General features: G+C 67.0%; 20 protein-coding genes and 1 tRNA gene. 7 read left to right on the top strand and 14 right to left on the bottom strand.

Annotated elements, in window-relative coordinates; translation table 11 throughout:
* The 4 genes from AC1VVM_RS05060 to AC1VVM_RS05045 all read right to left on the bottom strand — a co-directional run bounded on the left by AC1VVM_RS05060 (position 1) and on the right by AC1VVM_RS05045 (position 3,983).
* Positions 1–987 (bottom strand): AAA family ATPase, encoded by a 987-nt coding sequence (locus AC1VVM_RS05060; protein WP_482902997.1) that lies wholly within the window; start codon positions 985–987, stop codon positions 1–3.
* Complete coding sequence (locus AC1VVM_RS05055; protein ID WP_482956009.1) at positions 984–2,309, bottom strand: DUF4350 domain-containing protein; 1,326 nt, start codon at positions 2,307–2,309, stop codon at positions 984–986. The genes AC1VVM_RS05060 and AC1VVM_RS05055 overlap by 4 nt, the downstream gene beginning before the upstream one ends.
* A complete protein-coding gene (locus AC1VVM_RS05050) occupies positions 2,306–2,947 on the bottom strand; it encodes a hypothetical protein (RefSeq protein WP_482902995.1) in 642 nt (213 codons plus the stop codon). The genes AC1VVM_RS05055 and AC1VVM_RS05050 overlap by 4 nt, the downstream gene beginning before the upstream one ends.
* Before the next feature lie 142 nt (positions 2,948–3,089).
* Positions 3,090–3,983, bottom strand: coding sequence for a prephenate dehydratase (locus tag AC1VVM_RS05045; protein WP_132388579.1), 894 nt, complete (start codon positions 3,981–3,983; stop codon positions 3,090–3,092).
* Between the two features lie 121 nt (positions 3,984–4,104).
* On the opposite strand from AC1VVM_RS05045, the gene AC1VVM_RS05040 reads away from it, so the two are divergent.
* Positions 4,105–4,752, top strand: a complete 648-nt coding sequence (locus tag AC1VVM_RS05040) for a c-type cytochrome (protein WP_482956008.1) — start codon at positions 4,105–4,107, stop codon at positions 4,750–4,752.
* A 90-nt stretch (positions 4,753–4,842) separates the two neighbouring features.
* Here the strand turns inward: AC1VVM_RS05040 and AC1VVM_RS05035 are convergent, their stop codons facing one another.
* From AC1VVM_RS05035 to AC1VVM_RS05025, 3 genes are read right to left on the bottom strand one after another with little or no spacing between them, the layout of a single operon-like run.
* The gene (locus tag AC1VVM_RS05035; RefSeq protein WP_482956007.1) at positions 4,843–5,391 is read right to left on the bottom strand and encodes an RBBP9/YdeN family alpha/beta hydrolase; all 549 of its coding nucleotides are present in this window, start codon (positions 5,389–5,391) and stop codon (positions 4,843–4,845) included.
* Positions 5,388–6,059, bottom strand: a complete 672-nt coding sequence (locus AC1VVM_RS05030) for an RlmE family RNA methyltransferase (protein WP_482956006.1) — start codon at positions 6,057–6,059, stop codon at positions 5,388–5,390. Before AC1VVM_RS05030 ends, AC1VVM_RS05035 begins: the two co-directional genes overlap by 4 nt.
* Entirely contained in the window at positions 6,056–7,486 is a 1,431-nt protein-coding gene (locus AC1VVM_RS05025) for a Ppx/GppA phosphatase family protein (RefSeq protein ID WP_482902992.1), read from the bottom strand. Before AC1VVM_RS05025 ends, AC1VVM_RS05030 begins: the two co-directional genes overlap by 4 nt.
* Before the next feature lie 143 nt (positions 7,487–7,629).
* Between AC1VVM_RS05025 and AC1VVM_RS05020 the strand changes: the two genes are divergently transcribed.
* Positions 7,630–7,703: transfer RNA gene (locus AC1VVM_RS05020), tRNA-Gln, on the top strand.
* A 352-nt stretch (positions 7,704–8,055) separates the two neighbouring features.
* A complete protein-coding gene (locus tag AC1VVM_RS05015) occupies positions 8,056–8,646 on the top strand; it encodes a carboxymuconolactone decarboxylase family protein (RefSeq protein ID WP_482956005.1) in 591 nt (196 codons plus the stop codon).
* Between the two features lie 9 nt (positions 8,647–8,655).
* On the opposite strand, the gene AC1VVM_RS05010 is transcribed toward AC1VVM_RS05015, so the two are convergent.
* The 3 genes from AC1VVM_RS05010 to AC1VVM_RS05000 form a co-directional block, all read right to left on the bottom strand.
* A complete protein-coding gene (locus tag AC1VVM_RS05010; RefSeq protein ID WP_482902990.1) occupies positions 8,656–9,927 on the bottom strand; it encodes an MFS transporter in 1,272 nt (423 codons plus the stop codon).
* 179 nt (positions 9,928–10,106) lie between these two features.
* Complete coding sequence (locus tag AC1VVM_RS05005; RefSeq protein WP_482956004.1) at positions 10,107–11,183, bottom strand: PLP-dependent cysteine synthase family protein; 1,077 nt, start codon at positions 11,181–11,183, stop codon at positions 10,107–10,109.
* Complete coding sequence (locus tag AC1VVM_RS05000; RefSeq protein ID WP_482956003.1) at positions 11,180–13,222, bottom strand: M3 family metallopeptidase; 2,043 nt, start codon at positions 13,220–13,222, stop codon at positions 11,180–11,182. The genes AC1VVM_RS05005 and AC1VVM_RS05000 overlap by 4 nt, the downstream gene beginning before the upstream one ends.
* Positions 13,223–13,385: 163 nt before the next feature.
* Here AC1VVM_RS05000 and AC1VVM_RS04995 point away from each other — a divergent pair, with 163 nt between their 5' ends.
* A complete protein-coding gene (locus AC1VVM_RS04995) occupies positions 13,386–13,751 on the top strand; it encodes a hypothetical protein (protein ID WP_482956002.1) in 366 nt (121 codons plus the stop codon).
* Here the strand turns inward: AC1VVM_RS04995 and AC1VVM_RS04990 are convergent.
* Positions 13,744–14,802: a S66 peptidase family protein gene (locus AC1VVM_RS04990; protein ID WP_482902986.1), complete on the bottom strand. Its 1,059-nt coding sequence runs from the start codon at positions 14,800–14,802 to the stop codon at positions 13,744–13,746. The two genes, AC1VVM_RS04995 and AC1VVM_RS04990, sit on opposite strands and share 8 nt — an antisense overlap.
* A 97-nt stretch (positions 14,803–14,899) precedes the next feature.
* On the opposite strand from AC1VVM_RS04990, the gene AC1VVM_RS04985 reads away from it, so the two are divergent.
* Both AC1VVM_RS04985 and AC1VVM_RS04980 read left to right on the top strand, forming a co-directional pair.
* Complete coding sequence (locus tag AC1VVM_RS04985) at positions 14,900–15,775, top strand: LOG family protein (RefSeq protein WP_132388013.1); 876 nt, start codon at positions 14,900–14,902, stop codon at positions 15,773–15,775.
* An 11-nt stretch (positions 15,776–15,786) separates the two neighbouring features.
* A complete protein-coding gene (locus AC1VVM_RS04980) occupies positions 15,787–16,305 on the top strand; it encodes a GNAT family N-acetyltransferase (protein WP_482902985.1) in 519 nt (172 codons plus the stop codon).
* On the opposite strand, the gene thiD is transcribed toward AC1VVM_RS04980, so the two are convergent.
* Entirely contained in the window at positions 16,290–17,039 is a 750-nt protein-coding gene (gene thiD / locus AC1VVM_RS04975; protein WP_482902984.1) for a bifunctional hydroxymethylpyrimidine kinase/phosphomethylpyrimidine kinase, read from the bottom strand. The two genes, AC1VVM_RS04980 and thiD, sit on opposite strands and share 16 nt — an antisense overlap.
* Before the next feature lie 11 nt (positions 17,040–17,050).
* On the opposite strand from thiD, the gene AC1VVM_RS04970 reads away from it, so the two are divergent.
* Positions 17,051–17,425 (top strand): hypothetical protein, encoded by a 375-nt coding sequence (locus tag AC1VVM_RS04970; RefSeq protein WP_482902983.1) that lies wholly within the window; start codon positions 17,051–17,053, stop codon positions 17,423–17,425.
* Between the two features lie 5 nt (positions 17,426–17,430).
* On the opposite strand, the gene AC1VVM_RS04965 is transcribed toward AC1VVM_RS04970, so the two are convergent.
* Together AC1VVM_RS04965 and glmM are read right to left on the bottom strand one after the other, a co-directional pair.
* Entirely contained in the window at positions 17,431–17,655 is a 225-nt protein-coding gene (locus AC1VVM_RS04965; RefSeq protein ID WP_482902982.1) for a DUF1272 domain-containing protein, read from the bottom strand.
* 36 nt (positions 17,656–17,691) lie between these two features.
* Complete coding sequence (glmM, locus tag AC1VVM_RS04960) at positions 17,692–19,032, bottom strand: phosphoglucosamine mutase (RefSeq protein ID WP_482902981.1); 1,341 nt, start codon at positions 19,030–19,032, stop codon at positions 17,692–17,694.
* Between the last annotated feature and the right edge of the window lie 124 nt (positions 19,033–19,156).

Raw genomic sequence — 19,156 nt, 5'->3', positions numbered from 1 at the left:
TCAGCGCGGTGCCTCGGTCTGCTCGACAAGGTAGGATACGAGCGCCTCGACCTGCTTGCCCTCGATCTCGGCCGCCGGGCTCAGCAGCAGGCGGTGGCGCAGCACGCTGGGCGCCAGCGCCTTGACGTCGTCGGGCACCACGTAGTCGCGGCCGTCGAGCGCGGCGCGGGCACGGGCAGCGCCGGCCAGCAACACTGCCGCGCGCGGGGAGGCACCGCCAGCAAGGTCCGGGCTCTCCCGCGTGGCACGCACGAGGCGCACGACATAATCGGTCACGCTCTCGGCCAGCTTCACTTGCGACACCGTGCGCGAGGCGGCATCGAGCAGGGCCCGGTTCGCCACCGCCGTCACGCCGCATTCGGCCGGAGTGGGCGCGCCGCGATTTTCGCCGAAGCGCGCGACGATCCGTCGCTCTTCCTCAAGACTGGGATAGGCGACGTCGAGCTTGAACAGAAAGCGGTCGAGCTGCGCTTCGGGTAGCGGATAGACTCCCTGGCTCTCGATCGGGTTCTGCGTCGCCACCACCATGAACTGCGCGGGAAGTGCATGCGCGGTGCCGTCAAGCGTCACGCGGCGCTCCTGCATCGCTTCGAGCAGCGCGGCCTGGGTCTTGGGCGGCGTGCGGTTGATTTCGTCCGCCAGCAGCAGATCGCAGAAGATCGGGCCGCGCGTCAGCGTGAACTGGCTGGTCTGGAAGTTGAACAGGTTCGAGCCGAGGATGTCGCCCGGCATCAGGTCCGGCGTGAACTGGATGCGCCCGAAATCGAGCCCCAGCGCCGCCGCGAAGCACTGCGAGAGAAACGTCTTGGCCGTGCCCGGAGGCCCTTCGAGCAATACGTGGCCGCGCGCCAGCAGCGCGATCAGCATATGCTCCACAACCTCGCGCTGACCGACCACCGCCTTGGCGATCTCCTCGCGAATGTCGGCCGCGAGCGCGGCGACCTGCGCAAGGTCGCCCTCGAAACCAAGGGTCTGGGCATCGGTCATCGGGTCAGCATCCTTTCGAGCGCGTGGAGATCGCGCGCAGCCTTGACGAGGTCTTGCGGACGCCGGGCCTGCCTGAGGCGCGCGGCGATCGCGGAAAAGGGTTCGGCACCAGGATCGCGCGAGGCCAGCGCGCGGTCGATCGCGGCATCGGCGTCCGGTCCGTCAAGCGTGCGCGGCAGCGCCAACGCCCGGACCAGCCGCTCGCGGGCATGGTCCGCATAGGGCCGCGCGATCAGGTGCAGGCGCCCGGTGCGGCGCACCAGTCCCGCCGCATTGGCGACCAGCGCGCGCTTGCCGAAAGCAATGGCCCGGCCCTCCGCAAGCGGCGGTCCGAACCGCAGGAAGGCGCGCCAGCCGAGCACCAGCGCGGCCAGCAGCAGGCACAGCGTCGCCGCCAGGAACGGCGGCGTGAACGCCAGCGTCAGCAGGTTCTGCGCATTGCCGAAGCCGTTAAGAGTAAGATCGAAGGTGATCGTATCGCCGGGCCGCGCCCCGCTCGCCGCCACCAGCGCGTCAATCAGCCGCGCCGAATTCTGGTCGGCCATGCCCCAGTTGTTGACGAGATCGGGGTCGAAAACCATCACGATCGGCTGGAGACGGTCCTGCGGATCCACATCGTCCGGGGCGACCCCGGCGACCTGCTCCAGCACCGGATAGTGGCCGCCGTCTGCCATGAATCCGGCAAGGATATTCCCATCGCCATCGCGTACCAGCGGCACCAGATCGCGGCCCTTGCCCCACAGCACGGGCTGGCGACCGGGCAAGGCGCCCTGAACGCCCATCCCGCTCCAGCGCACGCGCGCACCGTGCGGATCGGTCGGGTTCAGGCCGACGGTAAGGTCGTCGAGGAAGCCCCTCCATTCGGGCGGCCTCGGCCCGGCGAGATTGACCCAGCCCGTCTTCGCGCCCTTCTGCTGCTGTTCGCGCGACGCGGCGAAAGCGAACCACTTGGGCGAGATCACCAGCGTCGGCCCAACGTAGCGCCGCCGCGAGACGATCTTGTCGATCTCCTTGCCGCTGGCGAATGCCGGCGGCGTCAGCACCAGCAGGCCCGGCTTGTCCAGCGCCCCCTCGTTGCGGGAGCGGCGCACCACATAGCCGCGCCGTTCGAGGTATGTGGCCATCGCCGCATAGCCGTTGAGGCCGCGTCCCTCGGCATGGGCCTGTCCGTCATTGGTCTCGCCGAAACCGGTTCCGGTGCCGATCATCCACAGCAAAGCAACGAAGAGAGCGCAGCCGAGCAGGACCACGGCCAGCACCGACCAGCGCGAGAACGGATTGGCGCCCACCGCGACGGTTCCGGAAGGGAGGTCGCCGTTCATGCTGTGAGCCTGATCTGGGCGAATTCGGCATAGGCCCCGCGCGCGGCGGCCCAGTCCTGCGCGTTGAGGTCACGCAGTGCAAAGCGGCTGCGCTCGACGCGCTGCGCGATCGTGGCGAAAGCGTTGCGCCCGGTTTCGGGCAAGGCGGGAAGCGTCGCGATCTCGCGCGCGGTGCTGGCCGGGTGGAGCCATTCGGGCCGGGTCGCGCGGATCTGCTGGACGCTGCGGCGAAGCAGGAGATGCGTCGCCTCCGCAAACTGGCCCTCGGCGGCCAGCCGGTCGGCATCGCCAAGCAGGGCCATGGCCTCGTCCCGGTCGGGCAGCCAAGCTTCCGCCGGATCCTCCGCGCTTTTGGCCGGGCGCTGCAACAGTGGGCCCAGCAAGCGCCACAGCACGAACAGCACCAGCAGAACGGCAAGGCCGATCAGGACATATTGGAACACCGGCCACGATATGCCGAGCAGCCGGCCGATCGGTCCGAGCAGGGCTTCAAGCCATTCACCCAGCACACGCAGCCATCCGGGCATGTGCACGGGCGGCGCGGGGACCTTCGGGAGCGGCGCGTATTGGATATCGGCCGCGCCCCGCACGGCTTCCCAGTCGCTCGCCGCGTCCCGGGATGCGGTTGCACCCGCCATTTGAGCCCCACCATCTGCCACGGCGGGGATGCTTGGCACGCCCCGCCGGCACAGGCAAGGCGCGCCGCATTAACGTTCTGTCCGACCGGCGATTTTCCCCCGGACGGATAAGGCTCGGGCTATTCCGCCGTTGCCCCTGCCATCATCCTCTGGGACGGGCCTGGCGATAGGTACCCAGCGGCCGCACGTACTTGCAGTGGAACGCCAGTTCCTTCAGCGCCGAATCGACGCGCGGATCGCCCGGGGCGCCTTCGATATCGGCGTAGAACGTCGTCGCCGCGAAGCTCGCGCCGATCTGGTAGCTTTCCAGCTTCGTCATGTTGACGCCGTTGGTCGCAAACCCGCCCAGCGCCTTGTAGAGCGCGGCGGCAATGTTCTTCACCTCGAAGATGAACGTGGTCATCGCCTTCTCGCCCTGAAGCGCGAAAGGATCGAGCGGTTCACGGGCCAGAACGACGAAGCGCGTGGTGTTGTCCGCCGCGTCCTCGACGTTCTCCTCGATGATCTTGAGATCGTAGAGTTCGGCCGCCAGTTTCGGCGCGATGGCGCTGGCGGCAGGATCGCCCTGTTCGCGCACGAAGGCTGCCGCGCCGGCAGTATCTGCGTAAGACATCGGCACGATGCCGCGCTCGCGCAGGTAGCGGCGCGACTGGCCAAGGCCCTGCGGATGGCTGTAGGCCACCGAGAACGGCCCGTCGCCCAGCGCCATCAGCGCATGCTCGATCGACATGAAATGCTCGCCGACGATCGACAGGCCGCTTTCGGGCAGCAGGAAGTGAATATCGGCCACGCGCCCGTGCTGCGAGTTCTCGATCGGAATGATCGCGCGCTCCGCCTGGCCTTCCTTCACCGCATCCAGCGCATCCTCGAACGAAAAGCACGGCAGCGGCAGGCAGCCGGAATCGTATTCGAGCGCGGCCCGGTGCGAATTGCATCCGGGCGCCCCCTGAAGCGCCATCGCCCGGGCGGGATCGACAGCGGCAGCCTCCACCATCCGTGAAACGAGGTCGAATGCGGGTTTGGGATAGGAATTCATAGTGCTGGCGCGATTAGTCGGCATTGGCCTCAACCGCAATGGCTCTTGCGCTAACTTGCGGGCAACATTAGAGCCTCCAAGCTAAGAGGATCATCATAACAATACCCGGGGCAATCAGGACATGGACGATCGTTTCAACACAATTGTCGGTTGGACGCTGTTCGCCGGCATCGTCGGTCTGGGTCTTGCCAGCGTCAGCTCGCATTACTTTCGCGCGGACAAGCCGCATCGTCCCGAGACCATGGGTTATGCCATCGAAGGCGTCGAAGAGACTACCGAAGGTGCTGCGGAAGTTCCGATCGAGACGCTGCTGGCCAAGGCCGATCCCGCCAAGGGTCAGGCGACTTTCGCCAAGTGCCAGTCCTGCCACACGATCACCCCGGGCGGCGCCAACGGCATCGGCCCCAACCTCCACGGCGTTGTCGGTGAAGACATCGGCAAGGGTGTGGGCGGCTTTGCCTTCTCCGACGCGCTCACGGGCGTGGGCGGCAAGTGGGACTTCGACAAGCTGAACCAGTGGCTCAAGAGCCCGAAAGCCTTCGCTCCCGGCACCAAGATGACTTTCGCGGGCCTCCCCAAGGGTGAAGACCGCGCCAATGTCATCGCCTATCTGAATTCGCAGGGTTCGAACCTGCCGCTTCCGACTGCGGCGCCTGCGGCTGCTGCAGCCGACGCTAAGGCTCCGGCAGATGCCAAGACCGCGGCAGATGCCAAAGCTCCGGCAGGGGCTGCTCCCGCCGCAAAGGCGAGCGCGGCGCCCGCCAAGTAAGCATTTTCGCTTTACCCAATCCGGCTTCGGTCGGCAGAAAACGGCCCGCAGGCGTCACCGAGTCGCGCTGCGGGCCGTTTTCGTTTCTGCTCAGATTTGGGTGACGGGAGGGCTCTGCACAAAGCCGTCCAACTGCGTGCGGCCCCAGGACCAGTCGCCCAGCCCGCTCGCACCGTTGATGTGGCCGAGCGCACCGGCTTCGATCAGCGGGCACTCCCACTGCCGCGGACGCAGGCGCGCATGACCTATCGGGCCATAGGGATCGTCTGTGCTGGCAACGATCAATGCCGGAAATCGCAGAGGCGATGTCGGTGGTTCGGCGAACCCGCGCGCCTCGGCCGGGAAAGCGCTGCCGTCGGGATCCGGGACCGCCACCAGCAAGGCTCCGCGCACCGGCAGCGCCGAACGCGCGCTCCAATGCGCAACCAGCAGGCAGGCCAGACTGTGCGCGATCAGGACCGGCGGCTCCTCTGCCGCCGCCACGGCGCGGTCGAGCGCGGCGATCCAGTCGTCCAGTTCGGGCTCGTCCCAGCTCGATGGCGCGAAGCGGCTCATGGCCGGATCGCCCTGCTCCAACAATGTCTGCCAGTGCGCCGAACCGGAGCCGCCGATGCCCGGCAGCACGACATAAGTGCTCATGTTTCTTCGCGCCCCTTGAAACCCTTCGCGATCACGTACCACTCGGAGGAACCCTTGCGGCTTGCGGGCGGCTTGGCGTGCTTCACGCTGGCGAAGCGCCGCTTGAGGATGCCGAGCAGTTCGGTGTCGGTCCCGCCCGCGAAGACCTTGGCGACGAACGTGCCGCCGGGCGCGAGATACTGGATCGCGAAATCCGCCGCCGTTTCGACAAGGCCCATGGTCCGCAAGTGGTCGGTCTGCTTGTGGCCCACCGTATTGGCGGCCATGTCGGACAGCACGAGGTCGGGCGGCCCGTCCAGAGCGCCTTCCAGCGCGGCGGGGGCCTCGTCCGACATGAAGTCCATCTCGAAGATCGTCACGCCCTCGATGGGGTCGGTGGGCAGCAGGTCGATGCCGACGATCTTGGTCTTCGGGCTCTTGAGGCGCAGCACCTGGCTCCAGCCGCCCGGCGCAATGCCAAGGTCGACCGCGCGGTTGACGCCCTTGAACAGGTCGAACTTTTCGTCCAGCTCGATCAGCTTGTAGGCCGCGCGGCTGCGATAGCCGTCGGCCTTGGCCTGCTTCACGTAAGGGTCGTTGATCTGGCGCGTGAGCCAGCGCGCAGAACTGGTCGTGCGTTTCTTGCCTGTGCGAAGCCGCTCGTTGGGGTCGCGTCCGGAACGGCTCATGGCCGGCTCTCCAATGGTTGTACGTCGGCTGCGGCGATCAGGCTGCGGCCGGTAGAGTGCGAGGCGATCAGGCTCCGCAGAATGCCCTCACGAATGCCGCGATCGGCGACACCCAGACGGGCTGCGGGCCAGAGGTCGAGAATCGCCTCCAGAATGGCGCAGCCCGCGACCACAAGGTCTGCGCGCTCACGCCCGATGCAGTTGAGTTCGCGCCGCTCCGCGAGGGACATCGACGAGAGACGCGTGCTGATATCGCGCATCGATTCGGCAGGCACGATCAGCCCGTCGACCATACGGCGATCGTACTGCGGCAGTTCGAGGTGCAGGCTGGCCAGCGTCGTCACGGTGCCGCTGGTGCCCAGCAGGCGCAGCGGGCCGGTCTGCGCGGCGCTTTCCCGCGCGGGCGAAACCCGCTTGGCGAAAGCCGCGAAACTGTCCGCGACAAGGCCGTGCATGTGGCTGTAGCGGGCCAGCCGCTCTTCGAGCGTCGTGCCTTCCGGCCCGCAGCTCTCAGTGAGCGAGACGACGCCCCAGGGCACCGACTGCCAGTCGAGGATGCGCGGCACGGTACCCGTGCTCTCGATCAGCACGAGTTCGGTGGAGCCGCCGCCGATATCGAAGATCATCGCCGGGCCAAGCCCCGCTTCCAGCAGGACGTGGCAGCCAAGCACCGCCAGCCGCGCTTCTTCCCGCGCGCTGATGATATCGAGCGCGATGCCGGTTTCCTTGCGCACGCGCTCGATGAACTCCGGCCCGTTGACGGCGCGGCGGCAGGCCTCGGTCGCCACCGAGCGGGCGAGGTAGACGTTGCGCCGCATCAGCTTGTCCGCACAGACGCGCAGCGCCGCCAGCGTGCGCTCCATCGCCTCGTCGGACAGGCGGCCGGACTGGGCCAGCCCTTCGCCCAGACGCACGACGCGGCTGAAGGCGTCGATCACCGTGAAGTTCTCGCCCGAAGGCCGGGCGATCAGCAGGCGGCAGTTGTTGGTGCCAAGGTCAATCGCCGCATAGGACTGCCGCCCGCCCGGACGCGGCATGGTCGGAGGCCCGGCAGTGACGCGCGCCTCAGACCTGCGCGCTTCAGCAGCAGGAACCTCGAAATGCGATTCGGGGATCTGTACTTCCGGAGTGCGTGCCTCTGCCGGACGCGATTTCGCCCGCGCCGAATTGCGCCGCACCGCCTTGCGCGACTTGCCGGTTTTCCGGGCCGTACGTGGCTGGTCACGGCGAGGCGGCGCCGCCGATCCGTTAGATGATTCTTCGCGCGGCGCTCCGCCTGCCGCGACGGCGCCGCCATCCTTGGCCTGCACCTTCGCTTTGGCCGTGCCTGGACCGGACGGGCGCGATTTGCCCCTCCTTGCCTTGCGCCGCCTTCCTGGGCGGCCCGACACGTCGACTCTTGCTGCCGGCGGATCGTGCTCCGCCATGATTTCAAATCTCGTTCAATAAATCTGCCGCCATGCGTGGCGGATACCTGCCCTGATGCTAACGCCCCCACGACAAAGGAGCAAGGGCAGTAAAAAAGGGTGTTGACCCGAATCACGACCGCTACTAGAGGGGCGCCTCCCGATGCCCCGTCGTCTAATGGTAAGACTACGGATTCTGATTCCGTCTATCGAGGTTCGAATCCTCGCGGGGCATCCAATTCTCCATACATCGCTGGAATAGCAGGGCATTGTGCCCTCACGCGCGAAGGCGCGGACCGCGCTGGCTGCCGGCATTTGCACGCCTTGCGCCCGCCACGGGGCGATATGGGGGCTTTCTTTCGACCCGAATAGAAATGCTGCGGCGGACGAACGCCGTTACCGTACGGCGCGTGCGCAAAGGGCCTGCGCGGCCCTATTCATCACCGAATCGGCAATGCCCTTGAAAGTGGCTCCGCGCTTCCTTGCATGCCGTCGCCGAAACGCGGTCCGGCACAAGAAACGCCGGCGCGATTGGCTCCCCGGTTTGGCGATGCCATCCTCTGCCGCCGCCACGCAGAGGCACAAGAACCATGCACCAGCCCGATCCCGCACCGCGCATTCCGCCCTTGGAGCCCGAACGCTTCACCGAGGAAACCGACCAGTTCTTTAACCGCTGGACCGGCGGCTTCTTCAAGAATGCGGATCGCAACCCGGTGCTGATGACCTTTGCGCACCATCCGCAGCTTGGCGACCTGTTCTCGCAATTCAACGTCCACTTGCTCTCCACCAGCAGCCTGCCGGTCAAGGAGCGCCAGATTGCGATCATGCGCACGGCGTGGCTGTGCAAGGCGCGCTACATGTGGTCGAGCCATCTCAACACCAGCATGCTCTGCGGCCTCTCGCCCGAGATGTTCCGGCCGCTGCAAGTGGGCGCCGATGATCCCTATTTCACGGAATTCGAACGCGCGGTGATCCGCGCCACCGAGGATCTGGTGGAACGCCACGAAGTTTCGCCCGAAAACTGGACGGCCCTGCGCGAAGAGTGGGACGAGCGGCAGATGCTCGACTTCCTCTTCACCGTGGGCGCCTATGTGGCGCTGGCCGGCGTCATGCGCTCCACCGGCGTGCAGCGCGATGACAACCTGCGGGCGCTCGCCGCCGAATATGGCGCGCCGGATTAGCGCGCCCTATTAGCCCGCGAAATTGGCCTCGGTGTGGCGCGGTACCCAGAGCAGGCCGACAAGGCTGAGCACGGCCGCCACCGAGATATAGAGCCCGACGAACAGCACACCGCCCTTGTCCACCAGCCCCTGCGCGATGGCCGGCGCGAAGCCGCCGCCCAGGATCCCGCCGACATTGAAGGCGATCGACGAGCCGGTATAGCGCACCCGCGCGTCGAACAGCTGCGGCAGCAGCGAGGCCAGCGGCCCGTAGACGAAGCCCATCGTGAACAGGCCGAGCGACAGGAAGGCGGCGATGGCGGTAAGCGATCCCGCCGCGAACATCGGCCCCATCAGCAGGCCGACGACGATCGAGCCCGCGCTGCCGGCGATCAGCACCCCGCGCGAGGACCAGCGATCCGCCGCATAGCCGGCCAGCACGATGCCCACCGCCATGAACAGGATCGCGAAAAGCTGCACGCCAAGGAAGGCCTGCCGCCCATAGCCGAGCGTCTTGGTGCCGTAGCCCAATGCGAAGGCGGTGGTTAGGTAATAGATCGCGAAGCAGGCGACGACAGCGAAGGTACCCGCCAGCGTCTGGCGCATGTGGGTCCGGAACAGTTCTACGATGGGGATCGATTTCGGTCGCTCGCCGTGCATCGCCGCGAACGACGGCGTCTCGGCAAGACGGAAGCGGATCCACAGGCCAAGGCCGACCAGCACCGAACTGAGCAGGAAGGGAATGCGCCAACCCCAGCGCACGAAATCGCCTTCGGACAGGGTCATGCTCAGCACCAGGAACAGCCCGTTGGCGGCGATGAAGCCGACCGGGGCGCCCAACTGCGGGAACATGCCGAAGCGCGCGCGCCAGCCCGGCGGTGCGTTCTCCACCGCCAGCAGCGCCGCGCCGCCCCATTCGCCGCCAAGGCCAAGGCCCTGCGCGAAACGCATCAGGCAGAGCAGGAAAGGCGCGACCCATCCGGCACTCTCGTAGGTCGGCAACAGACCGATGGCGACGGTGGCACTGCCCATCAGCAGCAGCGAAGCGACCAGTGTGGACTTGCGGCCGATCCGGTCTCCGAAGTGGCCGAACAGCGTCGCGCCCACCGGGCGGGCGACGAAGGCCACGCCGAAGCTGGCATAGGCCGCGAATTGCTGGGCCGATGCGGAATCGGATGGGAAGAACAGCGGCCCGAACACCAGCGCGGCGGCCGTGGCGTAGACGTAGAAGTCGTAGAACTCGACCGCCGTGCCGACGAGGCTGGCGGTGAGAATACGGGCATTGCGGCGATATTCGTTCACTGGCCCGCCCTCCGGCCCAAACACCGGCCTTCGCGCGTTTCACGATATGCCGTCACTGCCTGCCCTTTTCGAAAATTGCGAATCGGCGTGGACTTACGGCAATCCGCGCGCGAGTACACTGCCCCCGCGCGCATTTTTCGGGGAGCGCGGCCGGTCCGCGCTCCCGGTCGGCAAGGACGTCAGCCCGCGCCGAGGAACCGGGCGACGCGTGCTTCTGCCGGGCGCCAGTCCAACCCGCGTTCGGCCAGCCAGCCGTCATCGTAATATGTGCAGCCATAGCGCGCGCCGCCGTCGCAGAGCAGCGTGACGATGCTTCCCTGCTCCCCGGCGGCATGCATCTCCTCGGCAATCGCGGCGCAGGCCCAGAGATTGGTGCCGGTCGACCCGCCGACGCGCCGCCCCAGCCGGGCCGAGAGCGCGCGCATGGCGCCGATGCTCTGCGCGTCCGGAACCGCGATCATGCGATCGACCACGCCCGGCGCGAAGCTCGGCTCCACGCGCGGGCGGCCGATGCCCTCGATCAGCGCCGCGCAGCCTTCGGGCAGCGTGGCCTCGGCCCGGTCGGCGAAGTGGCGGTGGAAGACCGAATGCTCGGGATCGGCCACGCAAAGCCGCGTGGCATGGCGGCGATAGCGCAGGAACCTGCCGATCGTGGCCGAAGTGCCGCCGGTGCCCGCACCGCAGACGACCCAGGTGGGCTCCGGATGCTCTTCCTCCGCCATCTGGTGGAAGATGCTCTCCGCGATGTTGTTGTTGCCGCGCCAGTCGGTCGCCCGCTCGGCATAAGTGAACTGGTCGAGGTAATGCCCGCCGGTTCGCCGCGCGAGGTCATGGGCCACTGCATAGACCGTGCGGGGATCGTCCACCGCATGGATCTCGCCGCCGTGGAAGCGGATCTCGTCCAGCTTGGGCTGCGCCGTGGTGGCCGGCACCACGGCGATGAAGCGCAAGCCCAGCATGCGCGCGAAATAGGCCTCGCTCACCGCCGTCGAGCCGGAACTGGCCTCGATCACGCAAGTATCCGGCCCGATCCACTCGTTGCACAGCGCATAGAGGAACAGCGAGCGCGCCAGCCGGTGCTTCAGGCTGCCGGTGGGGTGCGAGCTTTCATCCTTGAGATAGAGCGTGATGCCCGGAAAGCGCGGCAGGTCCAGCCGGATAAGATGCGTATCGGCGGACCGGTTGTAGTCCGCCTCGATACGCCGCACCGCCTCGCGCAGCCAGAGGCGCCGGTCGCTCGCACCGATGGCGTTCATCCCAGCAGGCCGCGCCGTTCCAGCAAGGCGGTGACTTCGGCGTCGCGCCCCCGGAAGGCGCGGTAGCTCTCGGCCGCCGGGCGCGTGGCGCCGCGTGCCAGCACTTCGTCGCGGAAGGCATCGCCCGTGGCGCGGTCCACCACGCCCGCTTCGACGAACTTGCGGAAGCCGTCGGCGGCGAGCACTTCGGCCCAGAGATAGCTGTAATAGCCAGAGGCATAGCCGCCCGAGAAGACGTGGGTGAAGGCATGCGGGAAACGGTGCCATTCGGGCGGATGGACCACGGCCACTTCCTCGCGCACAGCCCCGATCACTTCCATCGGATCGCTGCCCATGGTGCGGAGGTGGAGCAGGAGGTCGAACAGGCCGAATTCAATCTGGCGCAGCACGAACAGGCCGGACTGGAAGCGCCGCGCAGCCAGCATCTTCTCGAAGAGATCGACGGGAAGCGGCTCGCCGGTGCGGTAATGGCCGGACATGCCGGTCAGCACTTCACGGTCCCAGGCGAAGTCTTCCATCAGCTGGCTCGGCAGCTCGATCGCGTCCCACTCGAAGCCGCTGGTGCCTGCCACGTTCGGCCGGTTCACGCGGGTGAACAGGTGGTGGAGGCAGTGCCCGGTCTCATGCAGCAGCGTCTCCACCTCGCTGTGCGCGAGCAGCGAGGGCGTATCGCCGCCCTTCGGCGCGAAATTGCAGGTGAGGTAGGCAACCGGTACGCGGCCCGCATTGCTGCCCGACGCACCGGCAGAGAGACGCGGGCGGGCCTGCGCCATCCACGCGCCGCCTTGCTTGCCCGCCCTCGCATGAAGATCGAGGTAGACACCGGCAATCACCGTGCCGTCATCGTCGGCAACGTCGTAGTAGCGTGCATCGGCATGCCAGAGCGCCACGTCCGTCCGCTCCACCAAGGTGATGCCGAAGAGGCGGCCGAGCAGCACCTGCCAGCCGGCCAGCACGCGCTCGACCGGGAAGTAGGCGCGCACCGCCTGCTCGTCGACCGCGAAGCGCGACAGGCGCATGCGGTTGGCAACGTGGGTCAGGTCCCACGGCTGGAGATCGTCGATGCCGAGTTCCCGCGCCGCGAAAGCGCGCGCATCGGCCAGATCGCGCTCGGCGCCGGGGCGGGCACGCGATGCCAGATCGCGCAGGAAGTGCAGCACTTCCCCCGCATTGGGCGCCATCTTGGTGGCGAGCGACCATTCGACCGGATCGGCAAAGCCCAGCAGGCCCGCAGCCTCACGCCGCAGTTCGAGGATGCGGGCGATGCGCTGGGTATTGTCGAACTTTCCGGCATCGGGGCCCTGATCCGAGGCGCGGGTGCCGAACGCGGCATATACGCGCTCGCGCAGGCCCCGGTTCTCGGCAAAGGTCAGCACGGCATTGACGCTCGGCCACTGAAGCGTGACCACCCAGCCCCCGTCCAGCCCCTTGGCCTCGGCGTTCGCGGCGAACATCGCCATGGCCGCTTCGGGGATGCCCGCGAGCACTTCGGCATCGGTGACATGTTCGGACCAGGCGTCGGTGGCGTCGAGCACGGCGGCGGAGAACTCCGTCGACAGCCCGGCCAGCTCGACCGATATCTCGGCAAAGCGCGCGCGCGGCGCGGCATCGAGCGCCACGCCCGAAAGGCGGAAGCTGCGCAGCATATGCTCGACCGCGGCGCGGTCCGCCGCCGAGCGCTTCGCGAATTCGGGAGCCGCCTCCAGCGCGGCGATCACTTCGTAGAGGTCATGATCCTGGAACACCGCCGTCATGGTCTCGACGATGCGCTGCTGCCCGGCGGCATGCGCCTCGCGCAGTTCGGGCGTATTGGCCACCGACTTGAGGTGCGAAACCGCCGACCACAGCGCCTCGATGGCGACATCGGCCTGTTCGAGCGGCAGCCAGGCCGCGTCGAAGTCCTTCGGCTTTTCGGCGATGATCCGGTCCACGACCGCGCGCATATCGGCCAGCGCAAGGTCGAGCGCCTCGCCGATCGCGTCGGGGGTGAGCGCCGCGTAGTTGGGCAGCGGCAGGGGATCGAGCAGGTTGCGGGTCATCGGCGGGGTCCGGATGCTGGGGGATGTGTTACCAGCACTAGCCGCTGGCGCGCCGGGGTTAAAGCCCTGCGGAATACCCTTAGCCGGGCGGAAAGGCCCGCTAAGGGAAGCGCGCCTATCTTTCCTGCTAAGACAGCCGGTTAGCCTGTTCAGGATGGTGCACATGGATAGACACGATATCGCCCCCGTCATCCGGGCCACTCCGGATCACCGCGATACGCGCGAGCCGGTCGAGATGATGGCGAAGTTCCGGAGCGCTTTCGTGAGATGCACCGTCGTGCTCAAAGACCTCTCCCGCTTCGGCGCCCGGATCGAGGGCATCGATGCGCTGGAGATCGACGAGGCCATCAACCTCAGCCTGCCCGGATGCCGCCCGGCGATGGCCTTTGTCGCATGGAGCGCCCTGCACGGGACCGGGCTGGAATTCGCGGAGCCGCTGGACGCGCGGGTCTATGCGGACCTTGTCGCGCGGCACGGACTCGGCCGCCAGCATGATCCGCTGATCGCGCCTCCTCGGCCCATCAACTGACGGCCGGTTCCAGCAGGCGCATCGTCCCGGCATCGGCGTCGATCTCCACCGGCAAGCCAACCGGCACGCTCGCCTGCGCGGCGATATGGCCGATCTGCAAGCCTTGGAAAGCAGGCACTTTCAGGCCGCCGAACTGGCGGTCCAGCACTTCGTAGATGGTGAAGTTCGAAAAGCCGCCGTCCGGATTGGTGCAATTGGTGCACTGGCCGAAGACCACACCCGCCACTTTGTCGAACACGCCCGCCAGCGCGAGCTGGGTGAGCATGCGGTCGATCCGGTATTCGGATTCGTTGGTGTCTTCCAGGAACAGCACGGCGCCAGTGAAATCGGGCAGGTAAGGCGTGCCGACCAGCCCCGAAAGCACGCTGAGATTGCCGCCGAGCAGCCGCCCACGCGCGGTGCCGCCGTGAAACGTGCGCAAGTCCTTGCCGCGCCCGGACAAGTTCGCGCCCGCCCCTTCGGGCACTTGCCAGGTCGGCGTCGCCGCTTCGAACGCGAGCGCGTGGAAATTCGCCCATGCGGCGGGCGGCCACGATGCACTGGCATTGGGCCCGTGAATGCTGGCCACGCCGGTGCGAGCCGCGAATGCGAGGTGGAGCGCAGTATTGTCGCTGAAGCCGACGAACAGCTTCGGGCTCCTCGCGATCTTCGCATAGTCGAGCAGCGGCAGGATCCGCGCGCAGCCCCAGCCGCCGCGCACGGCCATCACGCCGCGCACGTCCGGGTCGGCGAACATGGCCATGAGATCGTCGGCCCGCGTGCGGTCAGAGCCGGCCAGATAGCCCTCCCGCTCCAGCATGTGCGGCGCGGGCTTGGGCACCAGGCCCATCGCGCGGACCGTCGTCATGACTTCATCCAGCCCGAAACGATCGCCGATGAACCCGGCGGGCGCCACCAGCCCGAGCGTGTCGCCCTCGCGCAGGCGCGGCGGCTTCACCAGCCGGGGCGCAGCGGGGGCCGAAAGCACCGGAAAGACCGGCAGGGCCGCCGCTACCGCCGCAATGCCGATACCGGCAAGCGCCCCACGGCGGGTAAGGATCGAATTCGCCATGGATTCGAGATTAGGCGAGCGCATCTCTTGCGTGCAACCACAAGCGTCCTAGATATTTGTGCTTTCTCACGCCGCGTCCTGCGGCCATGGTACCCCGATGAACGATACTGAAGACGCCAAAGTCACCAAGCGCCGGTTCTACAAGGCCGAGCAGGAAGCCTCTTTCGCCGATGCGCAGGAAGGCACGCTGCAAACGCAGAACCCCTCCTACCGCCTTGCCTTCCAGGACACCGAATTCCTCCTGCGCGACGAACTGCGCCCGGTGCGTTTCCAGCTTGAACTGCTCAAGCCCGAGATGCTGCTGGAAGAGGCCAACATCGGCTCCACGCTGGTGATGTACGGCTCCGCCCGCATCCCCTCGCCCGAACAATGCGAAGCCGTGCTCGCCCGCGCCACCACCGACGAGGAAAAGGTGGTTGCCGACCGCCTTGTCGCCAAGGCCAAGTATTACGAGGAAGCGCGCAAGCTTGCCCGCATCGCCAGCAAGTGTGCGGTCGTCGAAAAGGGCATGCGCCAGTTCGTGGTCTGCTCGGGCGGCGGCCCTTCGATCATGGAAGCGGCCAATCGCGGTGCCTATGAAGTGGGCGCGGAGACGCTGGCGCTCAACATCGTGCTGCCGCACGAGCAGGCGCCCAATCCCTATGTGACGCCGCGCCTCTCGTTCCAGTTCCACTACTTCGCGCTGCGCAAGATGCACTTCCTGTTGCGCGCCCGCGCGGTGGCGGTGTTCCCGGGCGGCTTTGGCACGTTCGACGAGTTCTTCGAGCTTCTGACGCTGGTGCAGACCGGCAAGATGAAGCCGATGCCGATCCTGCTCTACGGCCGCGAATTCTGGGAACGCGTCATCAATTTCGAGGCGCTGGCCGAGGAAGGCGTGATCAACAAGGCCGATCTCAAGCTGTTCCACTGGTGCGAAACCGCCGAGGAAGGCTGGGACGTCGTGCGCCAGTTCTACGATCTCGAATGCGGCTGAGGTAAGGCGAGATGGCGCAGCTTCGCACCGAAAGGCTGCTGCTGCGCCCCGCGCTGCCGACCGACGCCGAGGCGCTCCACGCCATCTTCGTGCAGCCGGAGGCGATGGCCTACTGGTCGCGGCCCCCGCACAAGGACATGGCCGAAACGCGCGAATGGCTGGACGGCATGATCGCTATTCCGGATGGCGCGGGCGAAGACTTCATCGTCACGCTGGATGACCGCGTGATCGGCAAGGCCGGGCTTTGGCGATTTCCGGAGATCGGCTTCATCTTCGATCCCGCATTCTGGGGCCGGGGATTGGCCCGCGAGGCGCTGGAAGCCGTGATCGCCCGTGCTTTCGCGGTGCACCGGCTGCCGCAAGTTCACGCGGATGTGGACCCGCGCAATGACCGCTGCCTTGCCCTACTGTCACGGCTGGGTTTTCGCGAAACGGGACGCGTCGCGCGCACCTGGCAAGTCGGCGGCGTCTGGTGTGACAGCGTCTACTTGCGGCTCGACGCTGCCGATTGGTCTCAGCGCACGGCCTGATGGCCCAGTGGACCATGCCCGGCGCCGAAGCCGGGCGCGGCCAGCAGCGCGGCACGCACGAACTGGCGGGCCTGTTCCACGGCCGAAACCAGACTCTCGCCCCGGCCCATGAATGTCGCGATAGCGCTGGAGAAGGTGCAGCCGGTGCCGTGGGTGTGCCGCGTCTCGATACGCGGCGCGTTCCACGACAGCGGCGCCTCCCCCGGCAGGACCAGCCGGTCCTCGACCACCGGGCCCTCGGCATCGCCGCCCTTGGCGATATAGGCGACTCCGCGCGCCGCCAGCCCCGCATCGCCGCCCAGCGCGGCCAGTTCGGGCACATTGGGCGTCGTGAGCGTGGCCAGCGCCATCAACCGCTCGAAGGCGGCGATCGTCGCGGCGTCCGCCAGCACCGAGCCGCTGGTGGCGATCATGACGGGATCGAAAATCACCGGCACGTCCAGCGCTTCCAGCCGCTCGGCGACAATATGGGCGATCTCCGGACTGCCAAGCATGCCGATTTTCACGGCGTCGACGCCGATGTCGCTGACGCAGGCATCGATCTGCGCTGCGACCATCTCCGGTGCGAGCGCCACGACGTCCGTGACGCCGCAGGTGTTCTGCGCAGTGATTGCGGTGATCGCGGTCATGGCATAGCCGCCGAGCACGGTGATGGTCTTGATATCGGCCTGAACTCCCGCGCCGCCCGAGGAATCGGAACCGGCGATGGAGAGGATGCGGGGCGGTGTGGTCATGGGTTGGGCTGATGACAGCAGCGGCGGGCTTCGACAAGCGCCGTGCTGTTTTGGATTCGCGCAAAGGCGCAAAGGCGCAAAGAGGTCATCCTGCGCCGCAGGCTCCCTTTCTCATTTCCACCGAGGCTATGAATGAATGGAAGCGCGGCTTCGCCGCAGGCACGACCTCTTCGCGCCTTTGCGCCTTTGCGCGAATCCATTCCTTCCTGAAGCGCCACTTCGGCAGCATGGGCACCATTTTCGGGTTCACGCGGAGGCGCGGAGATGCGGAGGAGTTTTGGTTGCGCCGCAGGCTCTCCATTCCATCGGCGGCAACAACCGCGAACGAAGGAATGGAGGGCCTACGGCACGGCAAACTTTCTCCGCGTCTCCGCGCCTCCGCGTGAATCCTTTATCCCTTGAAGTGACGTTCCTTCGACGGCGGCGCGGAATCGAAGTGCTGCTTCGCCCGCGTCGGCCGGTCGACCAGTTCGCCGCCGCAATTGGGGCAGATGTCGTCCAGCGCTTCGGCGCATTCGACGCAGTACGTGCATTCGAAGCTGCAAATGAAAGCGCCGGGTGCCTCGGCAGGCAGATCGGCACCGCAGCGTTCGCAATCGGGGCGCATTTCAAGCATTCAAAATCTCCCGCTCACCCTGAGCCTGTCGAAGCGTCAGGCAGCAGCCTCTTCCACGGCAGCGCAGATCGAGGCAACGGCCGCCTCGACCTCGCCGGCATTGTCACCTTCGGCCATCACGCGAATGACAGGCTCAGTGCCGGAGGCGCGGATCACGAGGCGGCCCTTGCCGTTCAAGGCGGCCTCGGCCTCCGCAATCACGGCCTTCACACGGTCCGCCTCAAGCGGCTTGCCGCCCGCGAAGCGGACATTGCGCAGCAGTTGCGGCACCGGATCGAACAGGTGCAGCACCTCGCTCGCCGGCTTGCCCGACTGGACCAGCGCGGCCAGCACCTGAAGCGCCGCCACGGTACCATCGCCGGTGGTAGCATGGTCGAGCAGGATCATGTGGCCCGACTGCTCGCCGCCGACATTGAAGCCGCCCGCGCGCATGCGTTCCAGCACATGGCGGTCTCCCACCTTGGTGCGCTCCAGCGTCAGGCCCTGTCTGTTCAGATAGCGTTCGAGGCCGAGGTTCGACATCACCGTCGCCACCACGCCGCCGCCACGCAGAGCGCCACGCGCGGCAAGCTGGGTGCCGATCAGCGCCATGATCTGGTCACCGTCGACGGTCTTGCCCTTCTCGTCGACCACGATCAGACGGTCGGCATCGCCATCGAGCGCAATGCCGATGTCCGCACCCGAGGACACCACGGTTTCCTGCAAGGCTTCGACATGGGTGGAGCCGCACTTGGCGTTGATGTTCTTGCCGTTGGGCGTAACGCCGATCGACACGACTTCGGCGCCTAGTTCCCAGAAGGCGGAAGGCGCCACCTGATAGGCCGCGCCATTGGCGCAATCGACCGCGATCTTCAGCCCGTCGAGACGCACGGCCTCGGGCAGCGAGCGCTTCACGGCGTGGATATAGCGGCCCCGAGCGTCATCGATGCGGCGGGCCCGGCCGATTTCCTCGGAAGGCGCGAGCGGGATTTCCTGCGCCAGCATGGCCTCGATCGCCAGCTCATCCTCGTCGGAGAGCTTGAAGCCGTCGGGGCCGAACAGCTTGATGCCGTTGTCCTCGTAAGGGTTGTGGCTGGCGGAGATCATCACGCCCACGTCGGCGCGCAACTCGCGGGTCAGCAGGGCGACGGCCGGAGTCGGCATCGGGCCGAGCAGGACAACGTCCATGCCGACGCTGGTGAAGCCCGCGACCATCGCGTTTTCCAGCATGTAGCCGGACAAGCGCGTGTCCTTGCCGATCACCACACGGTGCCGGTGGCTGCCGCGCAGGAAGCGGGTGCCGGCCGCCTGGCCGACTTTCATGGCGATGGCGGCGGTCATAGCGCCCTGATTGGTGCGGCCGCGAATGCCGTCTGTGCCGAAGAACTGTCTGCTCATGACCTGCCCTCTTGGAGACCATTTCGTGAATGGCCGATGACGCGCGCTCTTACCCAAGCCTTCGGCAAATTGCCATGCGCCACTGCGCTCAGTATGGAGAAGAAGACCAAGGTCGCAATTCCCC

The sequence above is a fragment of the Novosphingobium sp. BL-S-33 genome (genome assembly GCF_056857025.1).
Note: the sequence above shows the minus strand (reverse complement) of the source record. Positions and strands in the feature narration are given on the sequence as shown.